The sequence below is a fragment of the Exiguobacterium sp. s143 genome, from assembly GCF_018618895.1.
In the GTDB taxonomy this organism is placed as follows: Bacteria; Bacillota; Bacilli; order Exiguobacteriales; family Exiguobacteriaceae; genus Exiguobacterium_A; species Exiguobacterium_A abrahamii.
On record NZ_JACSMX010000004.1, the window covers coordinates 133,238 to 146,196 of the forward strand.

Annotated in this window: 13 protein-coding genes; 6 read left to right on the plus strand and 7 right to left on the minus strand. The window is 46.5% G+C overall.

What is annotated here, in order from left to right:
* Positions 1–8 precede the first annotated feature (8 nt).
* Positions 9–440, plus strand: a complete 432-nt coding sequence (locus KNQ03_RS13630; protein WP_050677192.1) for a GyrI-like domain-containing protein — start codon at positions 9–11, stop codon at positions 438–440.
* A 173-nt stretch (positions 441–613) separates the two neighbouring features.
* A complete protein-coding gene (locus KNQ03_RS13635; RefSeq protein WP_149428030.1) occupies positions 614–2,110 on the plus strand; it encodes a M4 family metallopeptidase in 1,497 nt (498 codons plus the stop codon).
* 108 nt (positions 2,111–2,218) lie between these two features.
* Here KNQ03_RS13635 and KNQ03_RS13640 read toward each other — a convergent pair whose 3' ends face one another.
* The 4 genes from KNQ03_RS13640 to KNQ03_RS13655 form a co-directional block, all read right to left on the minus strand.
* On the minus strand, positions 2,219–3,085 hold the full coding sequence (locus tag KNQ03_RS13640; protein WP_214725147.1) for a hypothetical protein: 867 nt from the start codon (positions 3,083–3,085) through the stop codon (positions 2,219–2,221).
* A gap of 68 nt (positions 3,086–3,153) precedes the next feature.
* The gene (locus KNQ03_RS13645) at positions 3,154–4,137 is read right to left on the minus strand and encodes a YhdH/YhfP family quinone oxidoreductase (RefSeq protein ID WP_214725149.1); all 984 of its coding nucleotides are present in this window, start codon (positions 4,135–4,137) and stop codon (positions 3,154–3,156) included.
* A 256-nt stretch (positions 4,138–4,393) separates the two neighbouring features.
* Positions 4,394–4,900 (minus strand): hypothetical protein, encoded by a 507-nt coding sequence (locus KNQ03_RS13650; RefSeq protein ID WP_149428168.1) that lies wholly within the window; start codon positions 4,898–4,900, stop codon positions 4,394–4,396.
* Positions 4,901–4,949: 49 nt separating this feature from the next.
* Positions 4,950–5,723 (minus strand): hypothetical protein, encoded by a 774-nt coding sequence (locus KNQ03_RS13655; protein ID WP_214725151.1) that lies wholly within the window; start codon positions 5,721–5,723, stop codon positions 4,950–4,952.
* A 141-nt stretch (positions 5,724–5,864) separates the two neighbouring features.
* Here KNQ03_RS13655 and KNQ03_RS13660 point away from each other — a divergent pair, with 141 nt between their 5' ends.
* The gene (locus KNQ03_RS13660) at positions 5,865–7,502 is read left to right on the plus strand and encodes a glycosyl hydrolase family 28-related protein (RefSeq protein ID WP_214725153.1); all 1,638 of its coding nucleotides are present in this window, start codon (positions 5,865–5,867) and stop codon (positions 7,500–7,502) included.
* A gap of 41 nt (positions 7,503–7,543) precedes the next feature.
* Here KNQ03_RS13660 and KNQ03_RS13665 read toward each other — a convergent pair whose 3' ends face one another.
* The 3 genes from KNQ03_RS13665 to KNQ03_RS13675 form a co-directional block, all read right to left on the minus strand.
* A complete protein-coding gene (locus KNQ03_RS13665) occupies positions 7,544–8,365 on the minus strand; it encodes a DUF1028 domain-containing protein (RefSeq protein ID WP_050677198.1) in 822 nt (273 codons plus the stop codon).
* A 99-nt stretch (positions 8,366–8,464) separates the two neighbouring features.
* On the minus strand, positions 8,465–9,868 hold the full coding sequence (locus tag KNQ03_RS13670) for a YfcC family protein (protein WP_149428035.1): 1,404 nt from the start codon (positions 9,866–9,868) through the stop codon (positions 8,465–8,467).
* A gap of 228 nt (positions 9,869–10,096) precedes the next feature.
* Entirely contained in the window at positions 10,097–10,378 is a 282-nt protein-coding gene (locus KNQ03_RS13675; protein WP_023469763.1) for a putative quinol monooxygenase, read from the minus strand.
* Between the two features lie 156 nt (positions 10,379–10,534).
* On the opposite strand from KNQ03_RS13675, the gene KNQ03_RS13680 reads away from it, so the two are divergent.
* The 3 genes from KNQ03_RS13680 (at position 10,535) to KNQ03_RS13690 (ending at position 12,943) form a co-directional block, all read left to right on the plus strand.
* Entirely contained in the window at positions 10,535–11,020 is a 486-nt protein-coding gene (locus KNQ03_RS13680) for a cupin domain-containing protein (protein ID WP_023469764.1), read from the plus strand.
* An 86-nt stretch (positions 11,021–11,106) separates the two neighbouring features.
* Positions 11,107–11,997 carry an aldo/keto reductase gene (locus KNQ03_RS13685; protein ID WP_133208434.1) on the plus strand — a complete coding sequence of 297 codons (891 nt, stop codon included), beginning with the start codon at positions 11,107–11,109 and terminating at the stop codon, positions 11,995–11,997.
* 13 nt (positions 11,998–12,010) lie between these two features.
* Positions 12,011–12,943, plus strand: coding sequence for an aldo/keto reductase (locus KNQ03_RS13690; protein ID WP_133208435.1), 933 nt, complete (start codon positions 12,011–12,013; stop codon positions 12,941–12,943).
* Positions 12,944–12,959: the final 16 nt, after the last annotated feature.

The window sequence follows — 12,959 nt, forward strand, 5'->3', positions numbered from 1 at the left end:
AGTTTCTGATGCATCCAAAAATCGTTGAACGCCATGAATTTTATTTTGTGGGACTTGGACTGACGTGTGAAGAGAACGAGTTGCATACATTGATGCCGGAACTCTGGCGTGAATTTTCAAGACGTTCGCATGAGATCCCTGCAAAGCTGGACAGCTATCCGCTCGATATCTCGCTCGAACGAAACGGAACCAAATATTCGCAATGTGTCGGGTATCCCGTCTCGTCGCTTGAACAGATTCCTAAAGGTATGAAAGGGCATCGGATTCCTGCTGCGCGTTATGTCTTCTGGAAGCACGAAGGACCGGATATCGAAATTTGGAAATCGTTCGAGAAAATCCAACGCTTCGCTTCAAAACAAGGAATTGAGCTTGACCCACATGATTTTAAAATTGATGAGACCCGAGATGACGTCCACCATCTCTACCAACGCATTCGCTGAACCATTCTCTTGAATGGTTCTTTTTTCGTCTTGAAATATCTTTTACACTTAATAATTCAGTCCAGGTACTACGGACTATATTCAGAAAATTCTATTTAATTCGAATGACTTATTCTCGCTTCTCTGATTCTTTGGCATAGTTAGACTCAACCCATACAAGGAGGCGATTTATTTTGAAAAAGTTTCTCGCTACATCGCTTGTCGCAAGTGTACTTGTCGTTCCTACGGTAGTAGGTGCAGAAGGTCTTCAGTCTGGTAAGCTCACGAAAGCTTCGTCAGAACCAGCTGCAACGATCGTTAAAGATTTCGTGAACAAAAAGGGTGACTTTGCTGTTCAGAACGTCGAAAAAGACGGATCTTCACAGATCGTACGTCTCCAACAAGAAGTGGATGGCGTCCCTGTCTTTGGTAGTGTCGTCGTCGGGAACGTCGCGAAAGACGGTACTTTGAAAGCAGTCGTAAACGATGCAATCAACGTCAAAGGAAAACCAGGTCTCGCGAAAAAAGCAACGCTCTCTGAAAAGAAAGCCATCAAACTTTATCAAAAAGCAATCAAGGCTTCTAAATTCGAAGTCGCTCCAAAAGCAGAACTCGTCATCTATCCAGTAAAAGATGATGCTGTCTATGCATACAAAGTCACATCGACAGTCCTCGCTGGCAAAGAGCCATCACGTTGGACATACTTCATCGATGCGAACTCAGGTAAAGTACTTAACAAATTCGACCAACTCGCTCATGCAACAGGTACGACTGTACTTGGCACAAGCGCAACGTTCAACACGACGTTGAGTGCTGGGAAATACTATCTTCAAGATACAACGCGTGGAAAAGGTGTCTACACATACGACGCGAAAAACCGGACATCACTCCCGGGAACACTCTGGGCAGATGCAGATAACGTCTTCAACGCGACATATGACCGCGCTGCTGTCAGTGCACACGTCAACGCTGCAAAAACATATGACTTCTATAAAAACACATATGGTCGTAACAGTTACGACAACGCTGGTGCACGCTTGAACTCAACGGTCCACTATTCAACGAACTACAACAACGCATTCTGGGATGGCACGAAGATGGTCTATGGTGACGGAGATGGCACGACATTCGTCGCACTTTCAGGCGCACTTGACGTCGTCGCTCACGAATTGACACACGCTGTCACAGAATACACAGCTGGTCTCGTGTACCAAAACGAATCTGGTGCGATCAACGAAGCCGTCTCAGATATCATGGGTACAGTAGCTGAGTATACAGTCGGATCGAACTTTGACTGGCTCGTAGGAGAAGACATCTACACACCAGGAGTCAGCGGTGACGCACTCCGTTCGATGTCGAACCCAGCTGCTTACGGTGATCCAGATCACTACTCTAAACGTTACACAGGTACGCAAGATAACGGTGGTGTCCACATCAACTCTGGTATCATCAACAAAGCTGCTTACCTCCTCGGTAACGGCGGAACGTTCTACAACGTATCTGTCACAGGAATCGGTGTACCGAAACTCGGTGCGATCTACTACCGTGCCCTCAACGTGTACTTGACTCCAAATTCGAACTTCAGCTCACTCCGTGCAGCAGTCGTTCAATCGGCGAAAGACCTTTACGGTTCAACAAGTGCAGAAGCAACAGCTGCAGCGAAATCATTTGATGCAGTAGGCGTATACTAAGAAAATCTCCTCCCAAAGGATTTTCATATTTCCTCCCGAGTGTCGGACTCGGGAGGTTTTTTTGTGCAAAAAAAAGACGAACTCGCTTCAAGCGAATTCGCCGTTCATTCATTCTTGTCCAGGATCACGCGCAAGACGTAGACGCATCTTTCCGTTGTCCGGGAACACTTTTAGTTGTAAGGATTCTCCCTCGTACCACGTACCATAGCTCGTATCGACGACGGGTTCACCCAGTGTCGATAATCCACCAGTCGAAGCATTCGTCCAGTCAATCGCTTCAATGATTCCATCCGAGACGACAAGCAGATATCCAGCATTCGAGAAGTAATACGTATTGACGGCATCCTGTTGTGTATTACCAACAGCACCATACTTCGCTTCGAATTCAGCAATCGGTTTTCCGAGATACTGCTCCGGCTTGTCAATCGGTTGATTAGCGACTGCTTGCGAGAGCGCCGCAAGAACGGCTTCGTCTGACGTTCCTTTTGGTGCTTCCAAACGAACATCACTTTCCGGTAAGTATCCTTCGATGCTGTCATTGAGTTTGAGATGGACCATGCCGTCCTTCGCATCCAGTACCTCATAAACATCACCTAAATCTGCTTTGTAGATGACACTACTACGATTCGTATCACCGTAAACGTTCGCGAACGGACGCGTCACCCAAGCCGCTTGCGCATACTCTGCTGCTTTTTTCTTTGATTTCTTCTTTTCTTTTTTCGCTTCTTTTTTATCATCCGTTGCTGCTGTTTCCTTCTTCGACTCCTCGTTTTGTGTTGCTTGATTGGCCGTTTTCGGTTTTTCAAGTGTAGATGTCGCTTGAGAAGCATCGTTGTTCGTCAACATATACAACCAACCACCGACGATGAATAATGTCGCGAGAATACCACCAAAGGCAATCCCTCGACGATTTCGTTTTTGTTTCCGTCTTTCTTGTCGAGACTGTCGTTCTTGTTCTTGTTGGTGTTCACTCATGTATGGTTCCTCCTGAAAAAGTCGACACAGTTTTTCCCCACTATACCACCAATGTTTACTCGAAATATTTAAATTTCGATGACAGTTCGACCACGATGACGTGAAGTCAGCAAGGCTTCTGCGATTTCAGGTAAATCGTTTAGTGTTTTGATATCGACTTCTGACGAAAGATTGACCTGCCAGTCACTCGCTAAACGTTGCCATAACGCTTGACGATAAGCAATCGGTGTTTGCACCGCATCGATTCCAATCAAGCGGACACCACGTAAGATGAAGGGATAGACTGTCAACGTCATTTCTGCCCCACCGACGTTCCCACACGTCGTGACGACACCACCATATTGCACGAAGCGAATGACGGACGCGAGCAATGGTCCCCCGACCGTATCAATGACACCGGCATAAAGCCCTTTTTTTAGAGGACGATCGGTTTCTTCTAGGAATGTCGTGCGGTCTAGTACCTCAGCCACTCCCTTTTTGAGCAATCGTTCTTGTTCTACTCGTTTTCCGGTCACGGCATATACCGTGTATCCTAATCGAATCAGTAAAGAAATCGCAATCGTACCAACCCCACCTGTCGCTCCCGTCACGAGGATCGGTCCTGCATCCTTCGAGACGATTCGCAACAATTCATCAACCGATTGCGCTGCCGTCAATCCGGCCGTTCCATATTGCATCGCTTCTAATGGACGAATGGATTCTGGAAGTAGCGTCACCCAATCGGCTGGTACACGTATGTATTCTTGAAATCCGCCCGAAGTGTTCATCCCGAAATCAAAGCCATTGACGACGACGGCTTGACCGATGTGAAATCGTTCATCAGTCGTTTGTTCGATGAATCCTGCTGCGTCAACGCCCGGGGTATGCGGATAGGATTTCGTCACCCCACGATTACCCGACATCGATAAAGCATCCTTATAGTTGACGCATGAGTGTGTGACACGAATCAGGATATCTCCTTCTGGTAAATCATCGACGTGCTTTGTCTCGATATTCCCCTCGTATGATCCATCGACTTCGCGAACGACGAATGCTGAAAAAGTGTGTTCCATGATCTCTCTCCTTTCGCTTGTGCTTCTCTATACCCTGTTGTTTCCATCGACACACTAAAAATCCCTGCCGTTTCTCAAAGAAGCGACAGGGAGCGGGGACGGAAAAAAACATCAGGATTCCATAGGTGGTCAAAGGTAACAGGTCAATCTGTCAACGGTTCGTGGTCATCGGTTTGCCATCGCCATTTCTTCTCCACAAAGGAAAATTGAGGTCCGTCCCCTATCCTTGACGGGGAGTCTCACCGCGCCAAGGAAGTTACATATAACGTCCACCATCAAAGTCAATCGTCGTCTGATAGTTTGCCGCATTGATTGCATTCGATACTTTGTGTGCTCGTCGTTCCACTTCCTCCGCTTTTAAACGATAGGCATCTGGATCAAACAAGGCATGACGAATGATCGTCGTCCCTTCGAATCCATATTGGAACTCGCGTTTTGGTCGACTTGCGAGCATCTGATAGTTTTGTGCCTTTGCCCGTAATTGGGTAGCCCACTCGATCGCTTCGACGAGTGGTATGTCTCCTTCATCCGTCTCAATTACGGTGTTTAAATTCGCTGCATAAACGAGACGATCCAAGACCCGCATGTCATGACGTACGATGTCCATGGCGGCTTCGACATCGGTTAAGGTTCGACCTTGTTGCGCGGGGAGTGCTTCTCCCTTTTCTAAATCAATGAACGCAACGCGCTCCATCTCTTCAATCAACTGATCAAGCTGTTTCCTCAGGATACTCTTTAATTTCACAGCATCTGCTAGGTACATCATCATCTCCCCTTTCCTGTTCCATTTACGTCACCTAATTCAAAAAGTTTCAATTGAACTGGTGGACGAAGGCTCCGAATTCTCCCTGGATCGTTTGTTTATCCCTCTCCGATAACGTAGTAGCTTTTTCTGTGTACCGTTCTAAGAGATAGGTTTTTATTAAGAGATGGGAAGGTTGAAATCCGATCCGCAGGAACCACTCCTGAAACGTCTCTGTATCATGCCGCTGTAAACGGACCGGGAGAATCTGATTGAACTGGATAAGCTGTTTGCGAATCCAGGCATCTGGTAAATCAATTTGTTTCTCGATCGAAACATAATCGTTGTGTATAGGCTGCAACGGGATATCCGTTCTTATCAAGTCTTCATCTTGTTTCTTGGTCTTTCGACGTTTCCGCCAAACGATATAGCTTATGATGAATAGAGGTAAAACAAGCAGGCTCATCAGTAAGATCGATGAGGAAGATCCCCCTTTTTCATTCGTACCTCGCTTAGCATTTTCAACTCCTATAGTGAAGATCTTATTCTTTTTCTTTTTCGGTTTGAGGTCTTTCTGCTTCTTCGGCTTTTCCTTCGTATCCCAAGCACGTAAATCTTCATCATTCTTCATTTTCTTTTTAGGTAACCACGAAAGAAATCGAATGTTTAACAATTCGCCTTTTTTCTTGCAGTTCGGTTTACACGATCTATTTGTTTCGATTCCAGACGGCTGAACCACTTTTGGCTTCAATGCTTGGATAGCTACTTCTGTCAGTGGCTTACCGATCCCTAATAGCAGCAAAATCAATCCGATACCAATTACGAGTCGTTTGCGAAGTGACATCAGAAGACCTCCTCTTTTAAAATCCATTATAATCCATTTTAAAAATTTTTGTGTATTTTTATGGATGTATTAAAACGAGGAATGATTGTGTAAGGAGAGGGGAAAAGGTAGACAGACCTATTCAGAGAGGGGAACCATTTCATGTTAAAACTCGATCACACGCATGATCCGTATCAAAATGCGGCGTTGATTCAGGAATACGTTGAAACGTCAACCAACGAACAAGCAGTTCGACAAGCGGAACAACTGCTACACGATAGTCCATTCGTCGCACCACGACGCAATCCTAACCTCAGTCGAACGCTTCGTTCGATGATCTCGCCATTATTTTTGACGAACCGTGATAAACATATTCTACCGCTGACACCCGCTTTCGTGACACCACGCGATGAGATTCGACCGAGTTGGTTCGGTCGTCTCAATCATGAATTCGAACGTTTGATCAGCGATGTCGAAACTGTCGATATCACTGATTTTGGCGCAGTCGGTGATGGACAGACGGATGATACACAAGCATTCATTGAAGCGCTCGGTGATGGACATCGACAAGTCCATGTCCCAGCCGGTACGTACGTCGTTCGGGGAATTCGTTTGCCAAGTTATACGATTTTAACAGGAGCCGGTAAAGGGAAGACAATTTTAAAGATGCACGATGATGCACCAAAAGGACGACGTCTCGTGACGAATCAAAATTATCTTCTCGGCAATCATCATCTACTCGTCGAAAAAATGACGCTCGATTGGAACATTAAACGCATCGGTGACGCGAAAAAAAGTAGCACATGGGGCAACCACTCCAGTTGTCTTACGTATGCGCATGTCACCTATGGCTGGGTCTTTGATGTTGAGGCCGTCAACCCGGGACTTCACTGTTTTGATATCTCGACACCGTATTACAATTACAATGGAGATGGAGCTCGAGCAAATTTAAGTAGTTCATTCATCTGGTTCGATGGATTGACCGGTTATGGATTCGGCGATGACGGGATTACGACGCATCATAGTGATCATCTCTTCATCTCGAACTGTTTCATGCATGATCCAAGTGGACGTGCCCATGCAGAAGGCTTTTCCAATTCAAATGGAATCGAAGTCGATGATGGATCACGCGACGTCTGGTTGTTCAATAACGCAACAAGTCGTTGTTTCGGTGGACTTGAGATTAAGGCACATGCAACCTCTTCTGCTGCCTCGACCGTCAAAATCGTCGGACACCTATCGATTGATGATCATCGCGCGTTTAACTTCCGACACATCGGTCACCATCAAGCGACTGATCCGACGTCTCAGACGGCTTATAATATCATCGCAACGCGTTTGATTGCTCAGACTCCTAAATATACAGAACTCTATGCGAATTCAAAACCGCGTGCGCTCGTCGTTTCCGCTTATCGTAATGTCGTCATACATGATTTTACGGTGCTCGGTGATCCTTATTATGACTATCAAGAACAACCGATGATCGGGATTCAATATAAGGCACGGAACGTCACGATCAGTCAGTTGAAGATGAGCGGATTCCGACAAGCGAAAACGGACATCCAAATCTTTGGGGGAGAAAATGGGGCTGAAGACGTACGCCTTCGTGATATCCGCATTGAGGATTCTGCCAAACACGGGATTACGATCGGTCCAGACATCACGCGTGTCAAGCTAACGAACGTGGCATTAAAAGGAGACGGAACAGTTGGCTTAAACGCTAAATCGGAACCGGAAATGGAACGATTCATCGCGACCGGATTCAAAGTACCGATTCGCGCCCAGTCGACACAAGTATGAACAAAATGACAGGATGGACCGCGGTCCATCCTGTCATTTTTTCATTGTGCTCGAATATACGCGAGAACACGTGTATCAATCGCACGCTCCGCTTGTTCGCGCATCTCGAAGTTTTCCGTATGCAGATACGTCCGGAACGCGTCTTCGAAATCACCGCGGTAGCCAAGCGCTAATAATTTATCCATCAACTCTGACTCTAAGGCATCATCGATTGGCTTGATTTCTTCTGGCTTACTCGGTTGCAAATAAAGTGTATGCAGTTGATAGATGCGTTCGAGCTCTTCAATCGGACTCGGATGATCGTCAACGCGTAAATCAATATATCGGTCGTTGAATCCACCGTATCCGCCACCCTCCTTGACGACGAGGAGTGCCGCTGATTGCATTCCGCGTGAATCCCCGCCTGCTGCTTGACCAGCTGCTAACGCACGCAACAAACGTTCTGCGAGCGGACCTTGTGTTGATTCAAAGACACGTGCCATCTCTTTTACCGTGTTACCGTCTACAAGAATATTCCCTTGCGCTGCAAAGTGTTTCCCGGCAATACCGCCTGCCCAGTCGTTACAACCCTCTCCCGTGAATGTCGCACTCTTGCCATTCGCATCAATGATTCCCACTTGACGATCCGCTCGTCCTTCATCTGCTTCCGTCAATCGACGCAACACTTCGTCCGCTGAAGCACCTTGTTCGATCATTCGTAATCCTTCAGGGCCATACGTCGTGTTTGCAAACGATTGTGTCGCTACCGCACCTACTCCCGCCTTCGCAAATGGTACAGCACTCCCGACCGCTAAAAACTTCGACTGAACGGCAACGCCCCATGCTTGTTCTTTTTCACAATACCCAACGATTGAATATGTCACTTCAGTTCCCCCTTTAGTCATTACCTATTCCGTTCGTGATAACGCTTCCCGATTCCTGCAACTGAAAAACCTTCCGGACAGATGTCCGAAAGGTCGACTTCATTGAATACCAAGCGTTACGGCAAGTAATAAGGCAGCACATGCCAAGGCAATCCAAATCGCGAAGAGTTTCCAGACGAAGCGTAACCATTGCTCATACGGAATGCCTGCGATTGCGAGAAATGCCATCAAATGCGCGCTCGTCGGGAAAATCATGTTCGTCAGTCCATCTCCATATTGGAATGCTAGGACAGCCACTTGACGCTCGATCCCAAGTAAATCCGACAATGGTGCCATGATGGGCATCGTCGTCGCCGCTTGTCCACTCCCCGATGGAATGAAGAAGTTCGTAATCAATTGCACGGCGTACATCCCGATGACGGCGAAGAACGTTGGCAAATGTCCTACGGCATTCGATAAGCCGTAAATGACCGTATCGATAACACGTCCTTCTTCAAGAATGACGACGATTGCTCGAGCAAATCCAACAATCAAGGCGCCGAACGTCACGGCTTTTGCGCCGTCAATCAAACTCTCGAACGTACCGTTCACACCAAGCGTAACGATTCCCGCAATCATCCCGATGATCAAGAAGGATGCGGTTAATTCCGTCAAATACCAGCCCCACTCAAAGATTCCGATCACATTGAGCGTAATGCCACCGATTAAAACCAGTAAAACAAAGGCATGACGTTTCGAAAAGCTTGAAATCGTCGTCGCTGCTTCTTCCGAACGACGTTGTTCGAGATCATAAACAAGACTGCGCGCCGGATCATGTTTAACTTTCCGTGCGTAGTTCATCACATAAAGAATCGTCACCGCTAAAAATACGATATACACAGCCGTTCGATACCCGAGACCACTAAAGAGCGGTACTTCCGCAATTGATTGAGCGACACCTACCGTAAACGGATTCAACATCCCGCCGGCAAAACCAACCGCTGCCCCTAGACTGACGATCGCGGCTCCTGTCATCGCATCATATCCAAGGGCACGTGCTAACATGATCCCAATTGGCACGAAGATGATTGTTTCTTCTGCCATACCAATCGTTGCTCCGGCAATTGAAAAGACGAACATCGTCATCGGAATCATGATGTGCCCTTTTTGACCAAACCGACGGATTAATTGATTGATTCCCGCTTCAATAGCACCGGTTTGACGAATGATACCGAAGACACCACCAACTAAGAAAATGTAAAAAATGATCGCAGCACCCGCTTCCATGCCTTGCGGAATTGCTTCAAATAAACCAAAGAGATTGACAGGCGCAGACTCTACCGCGCGATATGTACCATCGATGACGACAGTCTGTCCGTCTTGCTTTTCACGATCGAATTGTCCTGCTGGAAGTGTATACGTCAAGATGACTGAGATGATGAGAATTGCCATGATGATGGCATATGTATGAGGCATCTTGAAGAATGATCGCTTCGACTCTGCTGCATTCGTTCGTTCATTCATGATAAAAGCCTCCTTTTTGTGTCTTTATAAGAATAATGCCCTAATCAGGGAAAAACTAACAGTTTCAGTGAAATGTCATATGATTGTAAAAGAAAAGTGAAACACTCTTATATGAAATCTGAATTGAAAATGAACGTTCTAAACGGTCACATTGAACGAAAAAAGGAGGATATTCTCGGTCATAAAACCGAGGATATCCTCCTTTTTTATTTCGTTACTCTCTTACACTTATGCTTGGAACGATTGAACGTCTAATGGTTTAGCAAGAGCCGTTTGTGCAAACGCAACGAATTGTCCGAAATGAGCACTCGTGTTGTGTGCTTCGATTGCAGCTTGGTCTTCCCATTTTTCAATCATCATGAAGACATTTTCGTCTTCTGTGCTTTGGAATAAGTCATAGCTGATGTTTCCTGCTTCAGCACGTGATCCTGCAACTAGTGTTTTAGTTGCTGCTAAAAACTCTTCTCGTTTTGCGGGTTGTACTTCTAATTTTGCTTCGATGGCGATCATCGGAAAGCCTCCTTTGTAATTTCGTTAACTTAAGCATCTTAGCACCTCCGAATTCGTTACGCCATAAAGATGCTTGGACGATTGATGATATTTAATTACGGGTAATTACAGATGTAATTATTACTTTGTGCCACACCAGAGAAAGGAGCAACGAAGATGCGCGTTGAGGTATTTTATTTTGAGGATGACGGGCACATTCCGAACAACCCGACATTCCCGGTGTTGATTTATCGGCACGCATTTGCAGAGCCATCACACATCGAACAGACCTTCCATGCACATGACTGGCGTAACAGCTGGGTGGATGGGATTTTTGACTTTCATCATTATCATAGTATCGCTCATGAAGTGATCGGGATTCTTGAAGGGCATGCAACCGTTCAGCTGGGTGGTCCGCTCGGTAAGACCTTCACTTTGACGAGTGGAGATATTCTTTTACTTCCTGCAGGTACGGGACATAAAGCACTTGATACAAGTCGACACTTTCGAGTAATCGGTGCCTATCCGGATGGTCAAGATTACGATACGCTGACAGGTCAAACAAGTGAACGCCCGGAAAATCTTCAACGTATTCGTCAGGTGATGCGCCCAACTCAAGATCCTGTATTCGGTGATCACGGTCCCTTGTTTGAGCATTGGTGACGTCTCCTTCTATTGAAGAAGACGTTTTTGTTCGGAGTTCGCGTGGTAAACCCTACTATTGTCTCTCTACTAAAGGAGGAAGAACGATGAACGCAACAGAAAAGACGTTGATACTTGCTGCATTAAAGCAAAAAACGGTGACGTTTCCCGATCAGACGCATGTTCGGGCACTCGGACAAGGTACGTGGCGGATGGGAGAAGAGTCGGAGAAGCACGAAGCAGAAATCGAAGCACTCCGTGTCGGTCTTGATAGCGGAATGGAACTCATCGATACGGCAGAGATGTACGGAGAAGGTGCTTCTGAAGAATTGATTCGCGACGCGATCGCAGATCGACGAGAGGAAGTCTTTCTCGTTTCGAAAGTCTATCCGCATCATGCTGGTGGGGAAGCATTGAAGCAGGCTTGTTCCAACACACTTGAACGTCTTGGTACCGATTACCTTGATTTGTACCTTCTGCACTGGCGTGGCGACATTCCACTGAAACAAACCGTCGAAGGACTGGAAGCTTTAAAACAAGAAGGAAAGATTCGCCGTTGGGGTGTGTCTAACTTTGACGTATCAGACATGAAAGAACTGTTGGCACTGCCAAATGGTGATCAATGCGCTGTCAATCAGGTACTCTATCACCTTGGATCACGCGGAATCGAGTATGAACTATTACCGTTACTACGTGAGCATGGTATTCCAGTGATGGCGTATTGCCCACTAGCAGAAGGTGGTTCATTACGCGATCAACTTCTGAATCATCCGACTGTCGAAGAACTCGCTGAGACACACGGTGTGGATCCGGCACAAATTCTACTCGCATGGGCGATTCGTGAAGGTGACGTCATCGCTATTCCTAAAGCCGGACAAGCACATCATGTCGAAGCCAATGGTCGCGCTGCGCTTCTGAATTTAACAGAGGAAGAGTTAGCTGCACTTGATCAAGCGTTCCCAGCACCAACAAAAAAAGAACCACTCGATATCGTTTAAGGAGGTCATTTTCATGACAAAACATGTTCAACTCGGTCAATCTAACTTATTCGTTCACCCAATCGGTCTCGGTACGAATGCTGTCGGTGGACACAACTTGTATCCGAATCTCGATGAGCAAGCCGGACGCGATCTCGTTCGTGTCGCTTTGAAGCAAGGAATCAATTTCCTCGACACAGCTTTTATCTACGGACCAGAACGTTCGGAGGAACTCGTCGGTGAGGTCTGGAACGATACGGTCGCTCGAGAAGATGTCGTCCTCGCGACGAAAGGTGCGCATCAGTTCGTTGACGGAAACGTCGTCATGAACAATTCACCAGACTTTCTCCGTCAATCGGTCGAAGAGAGTTTAAAACGTCTTCAGACAGACTATATCGATTTGTATTACATTCATTTTCCGGATGAATCGACACCAAAGGATGAAGCGGTCGCAGCACTCGCTGAACTGAAAAAAGAAGGAAAGATTCGCGCAATCGGTGTCTCGAATTTCTCACTCGAACAACTGAAGGAAGCGAACAAAGACGGACATGTCGACGTCTATCAAGGGGAATACAACCTATTCAAACGGGATGCGGAAAAAGAATTACTCCCGTATATCGTTGAAAACGGTATGTCCTTCGTCCCGTACTTCCCACTCGCTGCTGGATTATTGGCAGGGAAATATACGAAAGAGACGACGTTTGATGATCTACGAAAAAATGATCCCTTGTTCCAAAAAGATGTCTTCGAACAAAATCTCGCAAAAGTCGATCAACTACGTCCGATCGCAGAAGCACACGATGCGGAAGTCGCACACGTCGTACTCGCGTGGTATTTGGCACAGGACGGCATCGATGCCATCATTCCTGGTGCCAAACGACCAGATCAGGTGACGGATACGTTGCGTACGTTAGACGTTCAGTTGTCGCAAGAGGATATCAAAAAAATCGACCAAATTTTTAGCTAATCGATCTCTTCCTATG

What these genes read in the sequence shown, in the direction of transcription:
- KNQ03_RS13630 (WP_050677192.1), top strand. Translation starts at nt 9, where the DNA reads ATGCATCCAAAAATCGTTGAACGCCATGAATTTTATTTTGTGGGACTT.
- KNQ03_RS13640 (WP_214725147.1), bottom strand. Translation starts at nt 3,085, where the DNA reads ATGAGTGAACACCAACAAGAACAAGAACGACAGTCTCGACAAGAAAGA.
- KNQ03_RS13645 (WP_214725149.1), bottom strand. Translation starts at nt 4,137, where the DNA reads ATGGAACACACTTTTTCAGCATTCGTCGTTCGCGAAGTCGATGGATCA.
- KNQ03_RS13650 (WP_149428168.1), bottom strand. Translation starts at nt 4,900, where the DNA reads ATGTACCTAGCAGATGCTGTGAAATTAAAGAGTATCCTGAGGAAACAG.
- KNQ03_RS13655 (WP_214725151.1), bottom strand. Translation starts at nt 5,723, where the DNA reads ATGTCACTTCGCAAACGACTCGTAATTGGTATCGGATTGATTTTGCTG.
- KNQ03_RS13660 (WP_214725153.1), top strand. Translation starts at nt 5,865, where the DNA reads ATGTTAAAACTCGATCACACGCATGATCCGTATCAAAATGCGGCGTTG.
- KNQ03_RS13670 (WP_149428035.1), bottom strand. Translation starts at nt 9,868, where the DNA reads ATGAATGAACGAACGAATGCAGCAGAGTCGAAGCGATCATTCTTCAAG.
- KNQ03_RS13675 (WP_023469763.1), bottom strand. Translation starts at nt 10,378, where the DNA reads ATGATCGCCATCGAAGCAAAATTAGAAGTACAACCCGCAAAACGAGAA.
- KNQ03_RS13680 (WP_023469764.1), top strand. Translation starts at nt 10,535, where the DNA reads ATGCGCGTTGAGGTATTTTATTTTGAGGATGACGGGCACATTCCGAAC.
- KNQ03_RS13685 (WP_133208434.1), top strand. Translation starts at nt 11,107, where the DNA reads ATGAACGCAACAGAAAAGACGTTGATACTTGCTGCATTAAAGCAAAAA.
- KNQ03_RS13690 (WP_133208435.1), top strand. Translation starts at nt 12,011, where the DNA reads ATGACAAAACATGTTCAACTCGGTCAATCTAACTTATTCGTTCACCCA.